Annotated in this window: 18 protein-coding genes; 10 read left to right on the top strand and 8 right to left on the bottom strand. The window is 68.8% G+C overall.

The features are described from left to right. The first annotated feature begins 113 nt into the window (after positions 1 to 113). Together ACWESM_RS09370 and bfr are read left to right on the top strand one after the other, a co-directional pair. A complete protein-coding gene (locus ACWESM_RS09370; RefSeq protein ID WP_452491254.1) occupies positions 114 to 305 on the top strand; it encodes a (2Fe-2S)-binding protein in 192 nt (63 codons plus the stop codon). Positions 306 to 363: 58 nt separating this feature from the next. Further along, a complete protein-coding gene (gene bfr, locus ACWESM_RS09365) occupies positions 364 to 843 on the top strand; it encodes a bacterioferritin (protein WP_039801806.1) in 480 nt (159 codons plus the stop codon). Between the two features lie 55 nt (positions 844 to 898). Here bfr and ACWESM_RS09360 read toward each other — a convergent pair whose 3' ends face one another. Genes ACWESM_RS09360 through ACWESM_RS09340 form a run of 5 tightly spaced genes read right to left on the bottom strand, consistent with a single transcriptional unit; the run spans position 899 to position 6,137 of the window. Next, entirely contained in the window at positions 899 to 2,020 is a 1,122-nt protein-coding gene (locus tag ACWESM_RS09360; RefSeq protein WP_452491452.1) for an acyl-CoA dehydrogenase family protein, read from the bottom strand. Further along, positions 2,020 to 3,210 carry an acyl-CoA dehydrogenase family protein gene (locus ACWESM_RS09355; protein ID WP_452491253.1) on the bottom strand — a complete coding sequence of 397 codons (1,191 nt, stop codon included), beginning with the start codon at positions 3,208 to 3,210 and terminating at the stop codon, positions 2,020 to 2,022. The genes ACWESM_RS09360 and ACWESM_RS09355 overlap by 1 nt, the downstream gene beginning before the upstream one ends. Next, a complete protein-coding gene (locus tag ACWESM_RS09350) occupies positions 3,207 to 3,989 on the bottom strand; it encodes an enoyl-CoA hydratase/isomerase family protein (RefSeq protein ID WP_452491252.1) in 783 nt (260 codons plus the stop codon). Before ACWESM_RS09350 ends, ACWESM_RS09355 begins: the two co-directional genes overlap by 4 nt. Before the next feature lie 4 nt (positions 3,990 to 3,993). Continuing rightward, positions 3,994 to 4,935 (bottom strand): acyl-CoA dehydrogenase family protein, encoded by a 942-nt coding sequence (locus ACWESM_RS09345; protein WP_452491450.1) that lies wholly within the window; start codon positions 4,933 to 4,935, stop codon positions 3,994 to 3,996. 32 nt (positions 4,936 to 4,967) lie between these two features. Next, the gene (locus ACWESM_RS09340) at positions 4,968 to 6,137 is read right to left on the bottom strand and encodes an acyl-CoA dehydrogenase family protein (protein WP_452491251.1); all 1,170 of its coding nucleotides are present in this window, start codon (positions 6,135 to 6,137) and stop codon (positions 4,968 to 4,970) included. Positions 6,138 to 6,257: 120 nt separating this feature from the next. Here ACWESM_RS09340 and ACWESM_RS09335 point away from each other — a divergent pair, with 120 nt between their 5' ends. From ACWESM_RS09335 to ACWESM_RS09300, 8 genes are all read left to right on the top strand, one after another. Continuing rightward, entirely contained in the window at positions 6,258 to 7,064 is an 807-nt protein-coding gene (locus ACWESM_RS09335; RefSeq protein ID WP_452491250.1) for a FadR/GntR family transcriptional regulator, read from the top strand. A 507-nt stretch (positions 7,065 to 7,571) separates the two neighbouring features. Then, positions 7,572 to 9,182 (top strand): SMP-30/gluconolactonase/LRE family protein, encoded by a 1,611-nt coding sequence (locus tag ACWESM_RS09330; RefSeq protein ID WP_452491249.1) that lies wholly within the window; start codon positions 7,572 to 7,574, stop codon positions 9,180 to 9,182. Between the two features lie 7 nt (positions 9,183 to 9,189). Further along, positions 9,190 to 10,047 carry an SDR family NAD(P)-dependent oxidoreductase gene (locus ACWESM_RS09325; RefSeq protein ID WP_452491248.1) on the top strand — a complete coding sequence of 286 codons (858 nt, stop codon included), beginning with the start codon at positions 9,190 to 9,192 and terminating at the stop codon, positions 10,045 to 10,047. Between the two features lie 29 nt (positions 10,048 to 10,076). After that, positions 10,077 to 11,453 carry an aromatic ring-hydroxylating oxygenase subunit alpha gene (locus ACWESM_RS09320; protein WP_452491247.1) on the top strand — a complete coding sequence of 459 codons (1,377 nt, stop codon included), beginning with the start codon at positions 10,077 to 10,079 and terminating at the stop codon, positions 11,451 to 11,453. Positions 11,454 to 11,466: 13 nt separating this feature from the next. Next, positions 11,467 to 13,296 carry a flavin-containing monooxygenase gene (locus ACWESM_RS09315; RefSeq protein ID WP_452491246.1) on the top strand — a complete coding sequence of 610 codons (1,830 nt, stop codon included), beginning with the start codon at positions 11,467 to 11,469 and terminating at the stop codon, positions 13,294 to 13,296. A 41-nt stretch (positions 13,297 to 13,337) separates the two neighbouring features. Next, a complete protein-coding gene (locus ACWESM_RS09310) occupies positions 13,338 to 14,264 on the top strand; it encodes an SDR family NAD(P)-dependent oxidoreductase (RefSeq protein WP_452491245.1) in 927 nt (308 codons plus the stop codon). Further along, entirely contained in the window at positions 14,254 to 15,960 is a 1,707-nt protein-coding gene (locus ACWESM_RS09305; RefSeq protein WP_452491244.1) for a thiamine pyrophosphate-binding protein, read from the top strand. The genes ACWESM_RS09310 and ACWESM_RS09305 overlap by 11 nt, the downstream gene beginning before the upstream one ends. A gap of 2 nt (positions 15,961 to 15,962) precedes the next feature. Beyond that, positions 15,963 to 17,399: an aldehyde dehydrogenase family protein gene (locus tag ACWESM_RS09300; protein ID WP_452491243.1), complete on the top strand. Its 1,437-nt coding sequence runs from the start codon at positions 15,963 to 15,965 to the stop codon at positions 17,397 to 17,399. 92 nt (positions 17,400 to 17,491) lie between these two features. On the opposite strand, the gene ACWESM_RS09295 is transcribed toward ACWESM_RS09300, so the two are convergent. The 3 genes from ACWESM_RS09295 to ACWESM_RS09285 all read right to left on the bottom strand — a co-directional run bounded on the left by ACWESM_RS09295 (position 17,492) and on the right by ACWESM_RS09285 (position 18,779). Further along, positions 17,492 to 18,334 carry a patatin-like phospholipase family protein gene (locus ACWESM_RS09295; RefSeq protein ID WP_452491242.1) on the bottom strand — a complete coding sequence of 281 codons (843 nt, stop codon included), beginning with the start codon at positions 18,332 to 18,334 and terminating at the stop codon, positions 17,492 to 17,494. Between the two features lie 77 nt (positions 18,335 to 18,411). Then, positions 18,412 to 18,591 carry a hypothetical protein gene (locus ACWESM_RS09290; protein ID WP_452491241.1) on the bottom strand — a complete coding sequence of 60 codons (180 nt, stop codon included), beginning with the start codon at positions 18,589 to 18,591 and terminating at the stop codon, positions 18,412 to 18,414. Continuing rightward, complete coding sequence (locus tag ACWESM_RS09285; RefSeq protein ID WP_364428142.1) at positions 18,579 to 18,779, bottom strand: hypothetical protein; 201 nt, start codon at positions 18,777 to 18,779, stop codon at positions 18,579 to 18,581. The genes ACWESM_RS09290 and ACWESM_RS09285 overlap by 13 nt, the downstream gene beginning before the upstream one ends. Between the last annotated feature and the right edge of the window lie 20 nt (positions 18,780 to 18,799).

The following is an 18,799-nucleotide window of genomic DNA, read 5'->3' as shown; positions in this document are numbered from 1 at the left end:
CTCGCGTCGGCACCGGACTTCACACCGCCGCTCCGAGCTGCTATACATTAGGGGAGGCTTACCTCGTTAGTCGAGGCTAACCTCAGGAATAGTGTCCCTGGCTGTGAGGCTTCATGTACGTCTGCATCTGTAACGCGGTGTCCGAAGGTGATGTGCACACCTGCGTTTCGGCGGGCGCCGACAGCATCCGCCAGGTGAAGAACGCCTGCGGATGGAAGCCCGGTTGCGGCAGCTGCACGGCGCGATTGGCCGAGGTGATCGGCCGCGCGCGGGCGTCCACCGAAGCGCAGCCCTCGGCCGCCTGAGCCGACACACCAGGCGGTCTGCCTGCTGCTGCGCGCATTTTGTGCCACGATCGCTGCTATGGACGGCGACAAGGACATCGTTGCGCTGCTCAACGAGCAGCTGACGGCCGAACTCACGGCGATCAACCAGTACTTCCTGCATGCCAAGATGCAGGAGAACTGGGGCTTTACCAAGCTGGCCCGGCACACTCGGCACGAGTCCATCGATGAGATGAAACATGCCGAGATCCTCACCGACCGGATCCTCTTCCTGGAGGGCCTGCCGAACTATCAGAAACTCAACCCGCTGCGCATCGGGCAGAGCGTGCCCGAGCAGCTGCGGGCCGACCTGCAGATCGAGATGGAAGCGGTCGAACGGCTCCGCCGTGGCATCGAGTTGATGCGTTCACGCGGCGACGTGACCTCCGCTCGTATCTTCGAGCAGATCCTGGAAGACGAAGAACAGCACGTCGACTACCTGGAAACCGAACTCGATCTGGTGGAGAAACTCGGCGAGCCGCTGTACCTCCAGCGCTTCACCGAGACTCCGGACGACTGATCTGCCCTCCCGGTGCGCCTCGGAGCGGCCGACCGGCGTTACGCTCCGGCGCTCGTCACGCCGAGGCGTATCGCCCGGCCAGCCGTCTCCGGTGCTCGGCGGGCGTACCGAACAGGGACCGATCGAGCGTGGCTCGCTTGAGGTAGGCGTGAATCCCGCTCTCCCACGTGTAGCCCATGCCGCCGTGCAACTGCATGGCCTTCCCCGCCACCCGCACTGCCGTCTCGGTGGTGAACGCTTTGGCCCGCGAAGCCGCGATGCCCGCGTCCGGGGCGGACGAGACCTCCGCTCGCACGGCGGCCGCCACCAACTGCCGGGCCACCGTGACCTGCACCAGCAGGTCCGCGCAGGCGTGCTTGACCGCCTGGAAGGAACCGACCGGGCGGCCGAATTGCTCGCGCACCTTGACATAGCCGACGGTTGCCGCCAGCATGGCCTCGCTCAGCCCGAGGCTGTCGCAGGCCGTCGCGAGGGCGGCTCGGTCGTACAACCGCCGTAGGGCCCGCTCACCGTCGCCGCGGAATCGCCACACCGCCGCGGACGTCACCGCGACGCCCTCGGCGCCGACCCGCCCGAGATCGCGCGTCGCGTCGACCACCGGCCGCGCGGTGACGGTCGTCCCCGGGGCGCCGCGTTCGACCGCCACGATGACGACCTCGCCGACCGGATCACGAGCGGGCGCCAGCAGCCGATCCGCACCGGGCGCGTCGAGCACGAACTCGGCGCTGCCGTGCAGACGCAGACCTTCGGTACCCGCCACGAGCCGGAACGGCGCTTCGACCGGCACCGAATCAGGGTCCGCGCCCGCAGGCGGCTCGGCGCCGACCCGCTCCTCCCCCGGCAGCGCGACCACCGGCACCACCGCACCCGCGACGGTGTCGCGGAACAGTTCGTCGCGTTGCGGACTCGGCTCCAGCAGGCCCAGCGCGCCGACGGCGAGCACCGCGACCGAGGGATAGGCACTGCGGGCGACCGCTCGGCCCACCTCTTGGAGCACCACCGCGACTTCGGCGAAAGTAACCGCCGCCCCGTCGAATTCGGCGGGTGCCTCCAGGCCGAGCCATCCGGAGCGGGCGATCTGCGACCAGTCGACCGCCGACTCGGGATCCGTTCTGTCGAGCAGTTCGCTTGCCAGGGCCCGCAATTCGTCGTGGATCTCGGCGAAGTCGTCGCTCATCATGTTCCCGTCGGTTCCCTGGGCAGGCCGAGACCGCGCTCCGCGATGATGGTGCGCTGGATCTCGCTGGTACCGCCCGGAATGGTCCACTCCCAGGAGCCGACGAAGTCCAGCACCCAGGCGCCCGACTCCCAGCCGCCGGAACTGGGTTTACGCAGCATCGTGTGCGCGGCGACCCCGCCTACCTCCACGCCGAAATCCGTCATCCGTTGCAGCAATTCGCTGTAGTACAGCTTCACGATGGAGGCGTCGGCTGGGCCCGCGACACCCGCGTGGTGCCGTTCCACCAGGTCGCGGCACAACGCGCGCAAGCCGGTGATCTCGATGTCCAGCGCGGCCAGCCGGTCGGCCACCAGCGCGTCGTCCAGGGGACGCCCGCCCGTCGGATCGGGTCGTTCGCACACTTCCACGAGCCACCGGAATCCGGCGTTGCCGAGCCGTTCGGCCAGTTCCAGCATGGTCAGGCCGCGTTCGGCGCCGAGCGTCGACTGCGCCACCTGCCAGCCCGCGTTCTCCGCGCCGATCAGCCCGTCGGCCGGGATCCGCACCTCGTCCAGGAAGATCTCGCAGAAGTGCGATTCGTCGGTGGCCTGGCGGATGGGGCGCACCTCGATGCCCGGACTGCGCATGTCCAGCAGGAAGTAGGAGATGCCGCGCCGCTTGGGAGCGGCCGGGTCGGTGCGCGCGAGCAGCAGGCACCAGTCCGCGTACCGGGCGCCGCTGGCCCAGACCTTCTGCCCGGTCACGACATAGCCGTCACCGTCGCGGCGGGCAGCGGTCCGCAGTGCCGCCAGATCGGATCCGGCGCCGGGCTCGGAGAAACCCTGTACCCAGATCTCGCCGTCCAGGATCGCGGGTAGATGCCGTCGCCGCTGCTCGTCCGTTCCCGCCGCCAACAGCGTGGCGGCCGCGTGATGTACGCCGACGAACGCCAGCACCGAGCGCGGAGCATCGTGCGCGGCGAGTTCCCGATAGAGCACGATCTGTTCCGGGATGGACATGCCACCGCCGTATTCCCGTGGCCAGTGCGGCACCGCGTATCCAGCGCGGCGCAGCTGTTGGAACCATTCTTGCTGGAAGCGAACGAATTCCGCGTCCGTGGGGCCGGTCTGCGCCTGTCGCCAGTCCGCGGGCACGTGCCTGCGGCACCAGTCCCTGACTTCGTCGCGGAACGCGTCCAAGTCGTTCACCGTGCCCGGGCCCGCTGTCGCAACGCCAGCAGCCGGTCCCGGTGCTCAGGTGATCGCATGGTGACCACCTCGGCGGCGAAACCGGCTTGCATCGGACCGCCGAGAGCTTGGGACAGATACATGTTCACCACCCGTTTCGTGCTGTGCAGGGCCTCCGGTGGCAGCGCGGCCAGCCGCCCGGCCAGCTTGCGCGCCTCGTCGAGCAGTTCGTCCGCGGGGACGACTCGGGACGCCAACCCGACCTCGACGGCGGTGACGGCATCTATCCGGTCGCCGGTGTACAGGTACTCCCGCGTCCGCAGGATGGGGGTGAGCAGCGGCCAGAACGCGGCGCCGCCGTCCCCCGCGACCAGCCCGACGGCGACATGTGGATCCGCCAGGTAAGCGCGATCCGACATCAGCACGACATCGCACAGCACCGCCAGGCTGGCGCCCAACCCCATCGCCGCACCGTTCACCGCGGCGATCACCGGCAGCGGGAAACGCAGCATCTCCTCGATGATCTGGGCGCCTTCGCGGATGCTCTCGTCCCGCGCGACGGGGTCGTCCAGGAACGAGGTGATCCAGTCCAGGTCGCCGCCCGCGCTGAACGCCCGGCCGGAGCCGGTCAGGATCACCACTCGGGCCGCACGATCCGCGGCCAGTTGCCGCCACACCTCGGCCAGCGCTCGGTGCAACTCGGCGTTCACCGCGTTGAGCTCGCCGGGGCGGTCGATGACGACGGTGCGGACCGGTCCTTCGCAAGTCACGCTCAGCACATCGGGCACGTCGTAGCGCATGGCGTCACCCTTCCCCCGGCTCGGAGAACAACCCGCTGAGGCCACGGCGACCGGCCAGCCGGGCCAGCAGATCGTCCGTGGCCGCCGGGCCGAGCGGCAGCCTGCGCAACGGCAGGCTGTAGCGCGACAGCCAGGACAGCGGCGACTCGTCGCAGAAACCGAGGGCGCCGTGCAATTGATGGGCGACGCGGAACACGGCCTCGGCCGCCTCCAGCGTCGCGGAACGCAATGCCAGCGCGTCGATCAGCGCATCGCCGCGCTCGGCCTGGACGCTCCACAACGCGTAGCGGGCCAGCACGTCGACGCCGCGCCGCTCCACCTCAGCGTCGGTCAACTGGAACTGCACCGACTGGAACTCCGCCAGCGGCTTGCCGAACTGCTCGCGCACCAGCACGTGGGCGCGGGTCAACTCCACGGCGCGGTCCAGCATGCCGAGCAGGGTCCAGCACGGCAGTACCAGGGCCAGCGCCAGATCGGCGGCGCCGCCGTTGTCGACCGGGCGCACGGTCAGCCGGGCGACGAACGCGGACTCCCGCGCCGATCCTTCGGAGGGTCGCACCTCCACCGCGCCGCGTGTTCCGTCCGGGGTGACCGCAGCCCAGCGCAGATCGAGATCCGCGACCGCGGCGGCCGGTTCGTCACCCGCCGCCACCACCAGCCCGTCGACGTCCATATCGACCGGGCGGGCCAGCCGCTCCGCGACCGGGTAAGGCGTTGCCCAGTAACCGGCACTACGGCACAACGCCGCGGCCGCTTCCAGTTCGACCGGATCCCGCCGTGGTTCCAGTTCCCAGGCGCCGAGTTCGCCCAGCACCGGCGCTATGCGCGCCCGCCGTGCCGGATCGCGCTCGGCCTGCCGTACCAGTTCGTCGCCACCCGCGGCACGCAACGCGCGCACCGCCTGCTTGCCGTATTCGCTTGCCTCGGTAGCGAGTTCGATGGCCATCGCGCGACCGTCAGCCGGGAACGGGGCGGCGGTCATGCCGCCTCCCCCGCCCGCCGCGGCCCGCTCAGCAACGAGCGCGCCAGCAGGATCTTCTGTATCTCGATACTGCCCGAGGCCACCGTGGCGGCGTTCGCGTAACGCCAGTGGTCGTCCACCGCGCGGCGGAATCGCCGCTGCGGCTCCTGCGCCGAACCCGCGAACGCGGCGAGTTCGGCCAGTACGCTCGCACTTTCCTGGTCGAGCCTGGTCACCGCGATGCGGTAGGCCGCGGCGTCGCCGGGCGTCACGCGCCCCGCGCTCTGCATCGCGATCACCTGGTATGCCAGCAGCCGTGCGCGGCGAGCCCGGGTGAGCATGCGCAGCCAGCGAGCGCGCAGCTGCGCCGGAACCGTCTCCCATCGCTGCCCCAGCACGCCGGGCGCGGCCTGCAGGAGCCGCTCGCAGCGCGCATAGCGGGCGATGCCTACGCGTTCGAATGCCAGCACCTCCTGCACCACCGACCAGCCCTCGTCGACCCGGCCGAGCACGTCGGCTCCGGTCACCCGCACTCCGTCGAAGAAGACCTCGTTCAGATGGTGCGGCCCGAGCATGGACCGGATCGGCCTGACCTCGATGCCGGGATCGGACATCGGCACCAGGAACACGGTGAGCCCCTGCTGTTTCCGGCCCCGCGCGGATGTGCGCGCGAGCAGGAAGCACCACTGCGCCATAGTGGCGTAGGAGGTCCAGATCTTCTGACCGGAGACGCGCCAGCCGTCGCCGTCGCGGCGCGCCGCGGTCCGCAGCGAGGCGAGGTCCGAGCCGGAATCCGGCTCGCTGAAGCCCTGGCACCAGATCGCCTCGCCCCGCGCGATCAGCGGCAGGTGCTCGCGCTGCTGTTCCGGCGTGCCGTGCCGCATGATCGTCGGGCCGACCCAGTTCACGCCCATGTATTGCGCGCCTCGCGGTTCGTGGTGGGCCCACATCTCCTCCCGGACCACGGTCTGCTCCCACACCGAGGCGCCACGGCCCCCGAACCGCTCCGGCCAGGCCGCGCAGAGCAGGCCCCGTGCGGCCAGTACCCGGCAGAAGCGCTGGGCGACAGCCAGATCGGCCGGGTCGTCGGTGAACGCGCCGAGGTAGTCGGCGGGGACCTCGTCCGCGATCAGTCGACGCAACTCGCCCCGGAGTCCGGCGGCGGCCCCACCCATAGTGAAGTCCATGCGCCGCACAGTACTTCAATCCTCATAAGGATAGCAATATTTGTACGGTCATCCGCCCGGTGACTACACTGCGGCCATGACGGAAAGGCGACCCGGGTGGACCGACGAGAGGTGGACCGCATGACCGCCGCCAAGCGCGGCCGGGTCCCACAGCGTCGCATTGCGGAGACCGTCGCCGCCGAACTGCGCGTTCGCATCCTGGCCGGCGACGAGAACTATCGACTTCCCACCCAGGATCAGCTGGTCCAGGACTTCGGCGTGAGCTACCCGTCGATCCGGGAGGCGCTGCGCATCCTGGAGACCGAGGGGCTCGTCACCGTCCGCCGGGGCAATGTGGGCGGCGCGGAGGTGCACCGGCCCGACGAAACGTCGGCGGCCTATCACTTGGGGCTCGCACTCCAAGGCGCGCGCGTCACCCTCGGCGACCTCGCCGCCGGCCTGCGCACGCTGGAACCGCTCTGCGCCGCCGCGTGCGCCGAACGTCCCGACCGCGCCGAGACCGTCGTCCCCGCGCTCACCGAGAATGTCGAGAAGTCGGCCGAACTCATCGCCGACGGCGTCGCCTTCACCCACACCGCCCGCGAATTCCACGACCTCATCGTCTCGTTCACGCCGAACCTGACCGTCCGCTACGTCGTGAGCACCCTGGTCACCCTGTGGTCGGCCCAGGAGGAGGCGTGGGCGGAGGCGCTCACCCGGCGCGGAGAGTATCCCTCCGAGGCGGAGGCGACCGAAGCCGTGCGCACGCACCGCCGCATCACCCGGGAGATCGCGGAAGGTCGGGCCGCCGAGGCCGAACGCCTGTATCGCACCCATCTCGCCGCCACCCAGGCCGTCGTGCTGCAACGCTTCGACGACGGGATGGTGAACGCTTCCTCAGCGGGCGCGCGCCTGACCCTCCAGTCCAGCCTCCGCTCGCAGATCTGAGTTCACCGGCTCCGGGACGTCCGCGCACGTCACATGTCCCGATCTGCACTCGAAACGGTCGGCTCTATATTGCTTCCCAGCGTTACCCTCGCGTACGATAATGCCGTTTTCGAATAGCGAAATGATGTTGCGCAAAGCGGCTGCGCGGCACCGCAGAGCCATTTCGGTTCCGGGGGAATTTTAGAGCTCGATCCACTCGGCACCGGCCGAGTGCGAACTGTGCGATCTTACTGAACAGCGTTGTAGCACAGGCAGTTCGACACTGCTTCCATACGCTTCACGGCGACTCTACGAGCCCTCGACACTGCCCCCGCCTTCGCCTTCGCACCTCGGAGTCACCGCGCGACGACCCCGCCCGACGGTAATAACAAGGTAAGTATTGCAATCTTTGTGAGGATTGAAGTAGCGTGGCCCACGACACACAGCCTGCGCCCTTCGGGCCGGTACCCGTCGTCCGGCGCAGACCGGCCGGGTAGTGCCACATCTCCGATATGACTTTCTCATCGCATGGGAGGCCCCGCCTTGACTCGAGGGGCGCGCTACAGCACCACCACACCGATAGCCCTCGCCGAGGGGTGGAGCGTCCAACGTCTCACCCCACCGAGCCGACTGTTCGGCGCCAACGGCCTACGGACGGGAACCGACGGCCGGATCTACGTGGCTCAGGTGGCCGGCAGCCAGATCAGCGCGCTGGACGTCACCACCGGCGACCTGGAGACCGTCAGCGCCAAGGGCAGCGACATCGTCGCCCCCGACGACCTGGCCTTCGATCCCGAAGGCAATCTCATCGCCACCGAGTACATGGACGCACGGGTCAGCGTGCGCGGCACCGACGGCCGCACCCGCGTGATCCGCGGCGATCTGCCCGGCGCCAACGGCATCACGGTGCACAACGGCCGGTTGTTCGTCAACGAATGCCGGATCGGCGGTCGCCTCATGGAACTGCCGCTGGACGGCAGCGCGCCGCGCATCCTGCAGGACAACTTGCCGATGCCCAACGCCATGGAGGTCGGCCCGGACGGTCTCCTCTACTACCCGGTCATGGGCACCAACGACATCTGGCGGATCGACCCCGACGGGGGCGCTCCCGAACGGGTCGCGGGCGATCTCGGCGTGCCCGACTCGGTCAAGTTCGACTCCGCGGGCTTCATCGTCTCCACCCAGGTGCAGACCGGCGAGGTGCTGCGCATCGATCCGCGCACGGGAGACCGTCGGGTGCTGGCGCATCTGGACCCCGGCCTGGACAACTGCACCTTCGTCGGCGACCGCCTGTTCGTGTCCAACTTCTCTGGCGAGATCACCGAGATCCGCACCGACGGCGCGACCCGGTCCATCCTCGAAGGCGGCCTGCTGTGGCCGCTGGACCTGACCGTCGGCCACGACGGCTTGCTCTACGTCGCCGACGGCACCTTCTTCTACGTCTTGCGCGACGGCCAATTGCGCACGGTCGCATCGCTTTTCAGTGCAGGCAATCCCGGCTACGTGCGCGGCGTCAGCGCGGTCGGACCCGGCGAGTTCCTGTGCGCCACCTCCACCGGGCAGGTCTCGTACTACCGGCCGGGTACGGCCGAGGAGCCCGTGGTGGTGGCCGAGGGATTCGACCAGCTCTACGGCGTGGCGGCGACCGCGAACGGAACGATCGTGACCGCGGAACTCGGCGCGGGCCGGGTGCTGTCCATCCGGTCCGGTCAGGTCGAAACGCTGGCCGCCGGGCTGCACGCTCCGATGGGTGTCGCCTTCGGCCCGGACGGAACCGTTCTGGTCTCCGAATCCGGGGCGGGGCGGATCCTTTCGGTGAGCGGCGCCGGGACCGACACGGTGCTGGACGGACTGGAGACGCCGCAGGGAATCCTGGTGCGCGGCAGCCAATTGCTCGTGCTCGACGTCGGCGCCAAGACATTGGTCGCCGTCGATCTCGAGACCAAGGCGCGACAGACGATCGCCGCCGGTCTCCCGGTCGGCGCGCCGCCCGGCGTGGTCGCCAAACCGCTGCGTGGCACCCCGCCGTTCTCCGGACCGATGGGACCGTTCGCGGGCATCGCCGCCGGACCGGACGGCACGCTCTATCTGTCCGCCGACGCCGAGGGCAGTGTGCTGGCACTGCACGAAAAGGCGTGATGCGGTTATGACCGACGACGGCACATCGGACTTCTTCGGCCTGCGGGGACGCGTCGTCATCGTCGCGGGCGCGGGCGGTGGCGGCATCGGCACCGCGGTGACCCGCCTGATCGCCCGTGCGGGCGCCACCGTGATCGGGGTGAGCCGATCACCGGAGAATCTCGGCAAGCATGTCGAACCGCTTGCCGCGAAGGGCCTTTCCGTCGTGTCCGTCGCGGCCGACGTCGGTACCGAGGAAGGCGTCGCGACCGTACTGGAACGCGCCCGCTCCACTCCCGGCGACCTGTACGGGCTGGTCAACGTTGCGGGCGGCGCCGCGGTGCGCACCTGGATGCCCGCTACCCGGGTGACCAGGGCGGACTGGCGCGCGTTATTCGCCCAGAACCTGGAGACGATGTTCTTCATGAGCCAGGCGGTGGCCGCGGAACTGAAGTCGCAGGGCCGTCCCGGTTCGCTGGTGTCGCTCTCCTCGATCAGCGGCATGAACACCGCACCGTTCCACATCGCCTACGGCACCGCCAAGGCGGCGCTGGTGGCGGCGACCAGGACCCTGGCGGTGGAGCTGGCCCAGGACGGCATCCGGGTGAACGCCATCGCGCCCGGCGTCACCGAGACGCCGGCCTCCGGCACCTACGTCGGCGACGACCCCCCGCGCGACCGTCGCGCCATCGCCATGGGCAGGCGCGGACGCCCGGAGGAACAGGCGGGACCGATCCTGTTCCTGCTGTCGGACCTGTCGAGCTACATCACGGGGCAGACGCTGCTCGTGGACGGTGGCCTGAATCTCAAGTGGACCCATCTCGGCGAGGACCACACCTCACTGTTCCTCGAGGACGAGAGTTTCCGCGCATCCATCACCCGCTGACGTACCCGAGTGGAGACCAGGAGCATGTCATGAGCGAAACGACCGACGAGGCAACGGCTTCCGCGACCGCCGAACCGCTGTCGACGCCGATGACGATCGGCGTCGAGGCGTACATCTCCCCGGACTACGCACGCGCCGAGGGGGACAAACTCTGGGCGAAGGTATGGCAGCAGGTCGAACGCGTCGAGGAGATTCCCCGGGTCGGCGACTTCCTCACCTATGAGATCCTCGACGACTCGATCATCGTCGTGCGCACGGCACCCGACACCATCCGGGCCTACCACAACGTGTGCGCCCACCGCGGCCGCAAGCTCGTCGACACCCCACCGGGCGCGCACGACGCCCGCGGTAGCCGCAAACAGTTCGTGTGCGGTTTCCACGGGTGGCGCTACGACCTGGATGGCCGCAACACCTTCGCCGCCGAGCGCGAGGATTGGACCTGCGGGCTCACCGAGCGCAACGACGGGCTGAGCCAGGTGCGGGTCGACACCTGGGGCGGCTGGATCTGGATCACCATGGACCCCGACGCCGAACCGCTGCGCGAGTACCTCGAACCCGCCGCGAGCCTGCTCGAACACTTCGAGCTGGAGAACATGCGTTACCGCTGGCGGCGGTGGCTGACCTTCGACTGCAACTGGAAGGTCGCCTTCGAGGCGTTCATGGAGACCTACCACGTGCCCTACACGCACCCGGAGTTCATGAACTTCGGCACCTTCCTCGGCTGGGCGCGGGCGCAGGGAAAGCACAGCAACATCGGCTACGACGCCCCCAAAGGCATGGAGGAGAACCAGGCCAAGGTGCGCCTCGGCAGCGGTCCCGACGCGCGGGTCTCCACCGCGACGCTGCAGAATTTCACCTGGGAGAACGCCAACACCAACACCACCAGCACGCTGGTCGACGTCGCGAACCGGCTGGTCGACGAACTGCCCGAGGGCACACCGGCCAACGAGGTGCTGCGCTACTGGCTCGACACCGCGCGCTCGGAGGACGAGGCGCGCGGCGTGGTGTGGCCGAAGGTCGACCCCGGCATCGTCGCCCAGGCGGGCACCGCGTGGCAGATCTTCCCGAACTTCCAGATCGGTCATGCGCTGAACAACATGCTGTGCTACCGGTTCCGGCCCTACGGCTACGACCCGGACAAGTGCGTCTTCGAGGCTGCGGTGTTCGAGCTCTTCCCGCCCGGCGAGGAGCCGAAGACCGAGTGGGAGTACACCCCCGTCGGTGATCCCGGCTGGCGAACCGTGCTCCCGCAGGACTTCTCGAACATGGCCGCGGTCCAGCAGGGCATGAAAAGCCGCGGCTTCTCCGGCCCCAAGCCCAATCCCTATCGCGAACGCAGTGTGGTGAATCTGCACCACAACCTCGCCCGGTACATGGGTACCGGCGAACCGCGCGAACTGAGCTGATCCAGGAATCCGAATGCACGAGTGCAAACCCACGGTCACGCCCGATGTCGATCGGGATGCCCTCCGCGCGAGATATCTCGCCGAACGCGACAAACGACTGCGTCCCGAGGGGCAGCGGCAATACCTGCTGACCGAGGGCGAATTCGCGGACTACTACGAAGAAGATCCATATCTGCCGGTCGTGCCGCGCGACCCGATCACCGACGAGATCGAGGTCGTGATCCTGGGCGGCGGCTTCGCGGGTCTCATCACCGCACACCGTCTCCAGCAGGCCGGCATCGACGATTTCCGGATCGTCGAGTTGGGCGGCGACTTCGGCGGAGTCTGGTACTGGAATCGCTACCCGGGCATCCAGGTCGACTCCGACAGCTACTGCTATCTGCCCTTGCTCGAAGAGACCGGCTACCTGCCGAAGGAGAAGTTCTCCTTCGGTGACGAATGCTACGAACACGCCCAGCGCATCGGAAAACACTTCGGCCTGTACGAGAAGGCGATCTTCCACACGCTGATCCGCTCGCTGGAATGGGACGAGCGGATCGACCGGTGGCGTATCGCCACCAACCGCGGCGACGACATCCGCGCCCGGTTCATCGTGATGGCCCAGGGCCCCTACAACCGGCCGAAACTGCCCGGCATACCGGGCATCACCGACTTCGATGGCCACACCTTCCACACCGCGCGCTGGGACTACGCCTACACCGGCGGCACGCTGAAGGGCGGGCTGGACAAGCTCGGCGACAAGAAGGTCGCCATCATCGGCACCGGCGCGAGCGGCATCGGGGCGATCCCGCACCTCGGCGCGAGCTCGGAGCATTTGTACGTGTTCCAGCGGACGCCGTCCTACATCTTCGAGCGCGGCAACACACCGACCGATCCCGAATGGGCGCGGTCGCTGCGGCCGGGCTGGCGGGAGGAGCGGCAGCGCAACTTCCACAACGCCGCCTACGCGTTCTATTCGCCGGGTGAGCCGGATCTGATCTGCGACGGGTGGACCGAGGTCGCGCGCAATGTGGCCGCTCTGCTGGACGCCACCGGCGGCTGGGCCGAGCTGGCGACCAATCCGCTGAAGATCGTGGAACTCAAGGAGGCCGAGGACTACCGGGCGATGGAGCGGGTGCGCCGCCGGGTCGAGCAGATCGTCGAGGACGCGGCGACAGCCGAGCGGCTCAAGCCGTACTACCGGCACCTGTGCAAACGACCGGGCTTCAGCGACAACTACCTGCCCACCTTCAACCGCCCGAACGTCACGCTGATCGACGTCTCCGACACCAAAGGCGTGGAGCGCATCACCGCGAAGGGCATCATCGCGCACGGCGTCGAATACGAGGTCGACTGCATCGTCTTCGCCAGCGGGTTCGAGATCAGCAGTGACATCGACCGCAGGCTCGCCATCCAGCCGTTCACCGGGCGGGGCGGCCGGTCCCTCTACGACCACTGGGACAAGGGATTCCGCACGTTGCACGGCATCCTGTCGCACGGCTTCCCGAACCACTTCGCCACCGGGTTCGTCCAGGGCGGGGTGACCGCGTCCACGACGCGGATGTTCGAACAGCAGGCCGACCACATCGCCTACATCATCAAGGAGACGCTGGCCAGGGGCGCGACCACGGTGGAGCCCAGCGCGGCCGCCGAGGAGGCGTGGATCGCGACCATCCGGGCGAACTCGTTCGACAACAGCAACTTCGTCCGGGAGTGCACCCCGGGTTACTACAACAGCGAAGGCGAGCCGAACGGGCGGTCGTTCCTCGGTGACCCCTTCTGGGGCGGCTTCTACGTGCTCGAGGACCTGCTGCGGAAATGGCGCGACGAGGGCCGGTTGGAGGGTCTCGTCCTCGGCAGTTGACAAGACCGGACACCACGACGCCCTGGAGAGGACCGATCACGTTGCCAGAACTCGGATTCGACGATCGCGTAGCCGTGATCACCGGCGCAGGACGGGGACTGGGCCGCGCCTATGCCTTGCTGCTCGCTTCGAAGGGAGCCAAGGTGGTGGTCAACGACCTGGGCAGCAGCGTGCGCGGCGACGAGGTCGAGGCGAACCCGGCCGCGGAGGTGACCGCCGAGATCGAGGCGGCGGGCGGAACGGCCGTCGCCTGCACGGAGTCGGTGGCCACCGCCGAGGGCGGGCGCGCGATCATCGGCACGGCGCTCGACCACTACGGCCGCCTGGACATCCTCGTGCACAACGCGGGTAACGTCCGTTACGGCTCGCTGCGGGAACTCAGCTACGAGGATTTCGACGCGGTGCTCGACGTGCATCTGCGCGGCGCCTTTCACGTCGTCCGGCCCGCCTTCCCGGTCATGGCCGACGCCGGGTACGGCCGCGTGGTGCTCACCTCGTCGATCGGCGGGTTGTACGGCAACAAGGGCGTCGCGAACTACGCCGTGTCCAAGGCGGGCATGATCGGCCTGTCCAATGTGATCGCCCTGGAGGGCGCCGAGTCGGGCGTGCTCAGCAACGTCATCGTGCCCGCGGCGGTGACCCGGCTGGCCGACGGATCGGACACTTCCGCCTACCCGCCCATGGGGCCGGAACTGGCGGCGCCGACCGTCGGCTGGCTGGTCCACGAGTCCTGCTCGATCACCGGCGAGATGCTGGTGTCCGTTGCGGGGCGGGTGGCGCGCGCCTACATCGCCGAGACGCCCGGGGTCTACCGCCCCGCATGGACGATCGAGCAGATCGCCGAGCGGATCGACGCCATCCGCGACACGACCGGCTCCTGGCTCCTGCCCGCCGTCCCCACGGGGCACAGCGATCACATCAGGAAGAGTTTCGAGTTAGCCACGGAGGCAGCACAGCATGTCCGTTAAGGTCTACGAACGCATTCTTCAGCTCTTCGAAGCCGAGGGCATCGACACGGTGTTCGGCATTCCCGACCCGAATTTCGTGCACATGTTCCACCTGGCCGAGGAACGCGGCTGGAACGTCGTCGCACCCCATCACGAGGAATCCGCGGGTTTCATGGCCGAGGCGGTGTCCCGGATGACCGGCAAGGCCGCGGTGTGCATCGGCACGCTCGGGCCGGGTGTGGCCAATCTCGCGGGCGCGATGATGTGCGCCAAGGTCGAGAACTCGCCGGTGATCTTCCTCGGCGGCCAGCGCGCCAGGATCACCGAACAGCGTGTGCGGCGCGGGCGCATCCAATTCGTCAAGCAGGCCGAGCTGTTCACGCCGTCGGTGAAGTACAGCGCCAGCATCGAATACGCCGACCAGACCGACGAGATCATCCGCGAGGGCCTGCGCAGAGCGCTCACCGGAACCCCCGGCCCGGTCTACATCGAGTGGCCCAAGCACATCATCCAGGAAGAACTCGACGTTCCGGAACCGTTGCCGCCCAGCCGGTATCGCCTCGTCGGGCAGACCGCAGGCCAGGACCGGATCGAAGAAGCGGCGCGGCTGGTCCGTGCGGCGCGGCAGCCGATTCTGCTCGTCGGCCACGGTGTGCACACCGCGCGCGCAGCGGCGTCGGTGCGCGCGCTCGCCGAGGTGGTCGGCGCCCCGGTCATCCAGACATCCGGCGGCACCTCGTATATCGAGGGACTGGAGGACCGCACGTTCGCGTACGGATTCTCGCCGTCGTCCATCGACGCGGTGGTGCGCTCCGATCTGTGCCTCGCCATCGGCACGGAACTCGGCGAACCCGTCCATTACGGCGTCGGCCGGCACTGGGTGGCGAACGAGGCGAACCGGAAATGGGTTCTGGTGGAACAGAATCCGGAAGCCATCGGGGTCAACCGGCCGATCGACGTTCCGCTCGTCGGCGACCTGCGCGCGATCGTCCCGCAGCTGGTCGACGCGCTGAAGGACACGCCGCGCACGCCGTCGCCGGAGCTGGCGGATTGGATCGAGCAGGACGCCGCCCGGCTCGCGGAGCTGGCCGAAACGGCGCCGTCGGGCCGGTCCCCGGTGCATCCCGCGCGGCTGATCGTCGAGGCGACGAAGGTCTTTCCCGCCGACGGCATCATGGTCCGCGACGGCGGCGCGACCACGATCTTCGGCTGGACCTATTCCCAGGCCAAGCCGCACGACGTGATCTGGAACCAGAACTTCGGCCATCTCGGCACCGGCCTGCCCTACGCCGTCGGCGCCTCGGTGGCCGAGGGCCGGAAGCGTCCGGTCATGCTGATCACCGGCGACTCGTCGTTCCTGTTCCACATCGGCGAGCTGGAGACCGCGGCGCGGCTGAACCTGCCGCTGGTGTGCGTGGTGGCCGTCGACTACGCCTGGGGCCTCGAAGTCGGCGTGTACAAGGGCCTTTTCGGGCAGGGGTCGCGAGAGACCGGCACGCATTGGAGCACCGACACCCGGCTGGACAAAATCGCCGAGGGCTTCGGCTGCTACGGCGAATACGTCGACCGCGACGAGGACATCGCCCCCGCCATCAAAAAGGCTTACGCCAGCGGCAAGCCGGGCGTCATCCACGTGGCCGTCGATCCGAAGGCGAACTCGGAGGAAATGCCGAGTTACGACGAGTTCCGCACCTGGTACGCGGAAGGGACACAGTAGTCATGCGCGAGTATTCCGAGTTCTACATCGGCGGCGCCTGGGTGCGCCCGGCCGAGGCGCGGTCCTTCGAGGTCGTGAATCCGGCGACCGAGGAGGTGTGCGGCATCGTCGCCACCGGGTCGGCCGCCGACGTGGACCGGGCGGTCGCGGCCGCCCGCGAAGCATTCCCCGCCTGGTCGGCGACCACGGTACGCGAGCGGGTCGAGTTGTTGCACGCCATCGGCGCGGAGTACGGCAAGCGCGCGGGCGACCTCGCCGCGGCGCTGACCGAGGAGATGGGCGCGCCGAGCGCGCTGGCGGGCGGCTTCCAGGTCGATCTCGGAGCCGGGCACCTGGCCACCGCCATCGAAGTGCTGGAAAACTTCGTCTTCGAACAGCGGCGCGGCGCCACGCTGGTGGTCAAGGAACCCATCGGCGTCTGCGGCCTGATCACACCGTGGAACTGGCCGATGAGCCTGATCGCCGTGAAGGTCTTCCCCGCGCTGGCCACCGGCTGCACCACGGTGCTCAAACCCTCGGAACGCTCGCCGTTCACGGGACAGATCTTCGCCGAGATACTCGACGCCGCAGGCGTTCCCGCCGGCGTGTTCAATCTGGTCCATGGCGACGGTCCCAGCGTCGGAGTGCCGCTGTCGTCGCATCCGGACGTGGATCTGATCTCGTTCACCGGTTCCACCCGCGCGGGCATCGAGATCGCGCGCAACGCCGCGCCCAGCGTCAAGCGGGTCACCCAGGAACTCGGCGGGAAGAGCGCGAACATCGTGCTCGACGACGCGGACTTCGCCGCCAACGTCGCTGCCGCGATCGGTCCGATGATGATGAATTCCGGCCAGACCTGCAGCGCGCTGTCGCGCATGCTGGTCCCCCGCGCCCGCATGGACGAGGCCGTCGACGCCGCCCGCGAGGCCGCCGCCCTGCTCACCGTCGGCGACCCCACCGGGGACGCGGCACTGGGCCCCGTCGTATCCGGTTCGCAGTTCGAGAAGATCCAGTCGCTCATCCAGAAGGGCATCGACGAAGGAGCCACGGTGGTGATCGGCGGAACCGGCCGACCCGACGGCCTCACCAAGGGCTATTACGTGAAACCGACCGTGTTCGCGAACGTCACCAACGATATGACCATAGCCCGCGAGGAGATCTTCGGCCCGGTTCTGGCCATCCTCGGTTACGACAGCATCGATCACGCCGTCGAGATCGCCAACGACACCGAATACGGGCTCGCGGGCAACGTCGCGGGCGCCGATCCGGACCGGGCTCGCGCCGTGGCCCGCCGCATCCGGGCGGGTTGGGTCACCATCAACGACGCCTTCGACTTCCACGCGCCCTTCGGCGGCTATCGCAAGAGCGGAAACGGCCGGGAATGGGGCGAATTCGGTTTCCACGACTACTTGGAGATCAAGGGCATCCTCGGGTACGCGCCGGACGAGACCGGGACGTAGTGAGGGGATGAGGCCGACGACGCCCACAGGGGCGCCGGGCGGGTAGCGACGGGACACGCCCGCCCGATCGGCCGGCGCTCGCCACGGCTCGGTCAGCCTTCGGGCCAGACGTCCTTCAGCAGCAGCGCGGCATCGGCAGACTGGCGCACGCCCGCCGCATACGCGGGAGCAAGCGCCGCCGAGTCGAACACGTCGATTCCGAACGCGGCGACGCCTTCCTCGTCGGGGACAATGGAAACCTCTGTCGCCGAGCCCAACTCGCGATCGCTGGGGATGCGCGGGAACATGTGCGCCAAGGGTTCGAGGATAACCACGACATCCGCGCCCGCGGCCAGGTCCGCGTTGACCGGCGAGCGCAACCCGCCGTCGAAGTAGTGGCGGCCATCGATCGGGACCGGCGGGAAGACACCGGGCACCGCCGTGCTGGACGCCAGCGCTTCGGGCAACGACGCGGCGCCGTCCTTGGTCCATGCCCGCAATTCACCAGTGGTGATGTCGATCGCGGTCACGACGAGATCGCGCGCCGGCCACTGCGCCACACCGGCCAGCCCGCCGATACGCGCGATGTGCTCGTCCGGATCACCGGCCTGCGCGGCCAGCGCCAGCTCCCCCGCCCGGCGGCGCGCCTGGGCCGGATCCTGGCCGGGGGCGCGCAGCACGGCGAATATCTCCGCGATTCGCGCCGGATCCGCCCGCACCGCCGGCGCCGACGTGGACGGCGGCCGCAACAAGCGCGCCGGATCGCCACCGTCGGCCAGGACCGCACCGACCACCGAGCCGGCGGAGGTCCCCACGAACCGGTCGGCCAGCGTCAAGTCGATCCCGTTGTCCCGCAGCCCCGTGGCCAGTCCCGCCAACCACGTCAGACCGACCGGGCCACCCCCGCCCAGCACCAGCGCGACCGAGAAACCCTTGGATGACACCGTGTCCGACATGACGCCAGCCTATCCACACCGGCCCCGGCCGACCGCTTGCTCATTCGGCCGACTCGTCGACCGGGCCCCGCGATCCCTCAACGGTGATAGATCTCCACGACGGCGTTGCCGATCACCCCGAAGAGACCGGGACCCCAGTTCATGCACCCTGTCGTCGTACGCTGCCCGTTCGGCGTGAAGGGATAACTGAGCTGGACATAGGAACCGACCGCGTACAGCGGGAACGGCCCCGAGCTGTAGATGCCTACGCATTCCACGGCAAGATGTATTCGGCTCCCTCGAGCTCGTCGGGTTGGCAGACCGCCGAAGCGCTGAACAGATCCCGCTCGACGACGCAATCCCGCGGCGTCGCCTGAGCCGGGCCCGAACCGGCGACCGCCACGAAGGCCGGCACCGGAATCCCGGCGACCCCGAGCCGCGCGAGTGCGGCGACAGTGCTTTTCATCGAAGCTCCACATCATCTCG

It is taken from the genome of Nocardia sp. NPDC003999 (genome assembly GCF_053604885.1).
Note: the sequence above shows the minus strand (reverse complement) of the source record. Positions and strands in the feature narration are given on the sequence as shown.

What these genes read in the sequence shown, in the direction of transcription:
- ACWESM_RS09370 (WP_452491254.1), top strand. Translation starts at nt 114, where the DNA reads ATGTACGTCTGCATCTGTAACGCGGTGTCCGAAGGTGATGTGCACACC.
- bfr (WP_039801806.1), top strand. Translation starts at nt 364, where the DNA reads ATGGACGGCGACAAGGACATCGTTGCGCTGCTCAACGAGCAGCTGACG.
- ACWESM_RS09360 (WP_452491452.1), bottom strand. Translation starts at nt 2,020, where the DNA reads ATGAGCGACGACTTCGCCGAGATCCACGACGAATTGCGGGCCCTGGCA.
- ACWESM_RS09350 (WP_452491252.1), bottom strand. Translation starts at nt 3,989, where the DNA reads ATGCGCTACGACGTGCCCGATGTGCTGAGCGTGACTTGCGAAGGACCG.
- ACWESM_RS09345 (WP_452491450.1), bottom strand. Translation starts at nt 4,935, where the DNA reads ATGGCCATCGAACTCGCTACCGAGGCAAGCGAATACGGCAAGCAGGCG.
- ACWESM_RS09340 (WP_452491251.1), bottom strand. Translation starts at nt 6,137, where the DNA reads ATGGACTTCACTATGGGTGGGGCCGCCGCCGGACTCCGGGGCGAGTTG.
- ACWESM_RS09335 (WP_452491250.1), top strand. Translation starts at nt 6,258, where the DNA reads ATGACCGCCGCCAAGCGCGGCCGGGTCCCACAGCGTCGCATTGCGGAG.
- ACWESM_RS09330 (WP_452491249.1), top strand. Translation starts at nt 7,572, where the DNA reads ATGGGAGGCCCCGCCTTGACTCGAGGGGCGCGCTACAGCACCACCACA.
- ACWESM_RS09325 (WP_452491248.1), top strand. Translation starts at nt 9,190, where the DNA reads ATGACCGACGACGGCACATCGGACTTCTTCGGCCTGCGGGGACGCGTC.
- ACWESM_RS09320 (WP_452491247.1), top strand. Translation starts at nt 10,077, where the DNA reads ATGAGCGAAACGACCGACGAGGCAACGGCTTCCGCGACCGCCGAACCG.
- ACWESM_RS09315 (WP_452491246.1), top strand. Translation starts at nt 11,467, where the DNA reads ATGCACGAGTGCAAACCCACGGTCACGCCCGATGTCGATCGGGATGCC.
- ACWESM_RS09305 (WP_452491244.1), top strand. Translation starts at nt 14,254, where the DNA reads ATGTCCGTTAAGGTCTACGAACGCATTCTTCAGCTCTTCGAAGCCGAG.
- ACWESM_RS09300 (WP_452491243.1), top strand. Translation starts at nt 15,963, where the DNA reads ATGCGCGAGTATTCCGAGTTCTACATCGGCGGCGCCTGGGTGCGCCCG.
- ACWESM_RS09295 (WP_452491242.1), bottom strand. Translation starts at nt 18,334, where the DNA reads ATGTCGGACACGGTGTCATCCAAGGGTTTCTCGGTCGCGCTGGTGCTG.
- ACWESM_RS09285 (WP_364428142.1), bottom strand. Translation starts at nt 18,779, where the DNA reads ATGAAAAGCACTGTCGCCGCACTCGCGCGGCTCGGGGTCGCCGGGATT.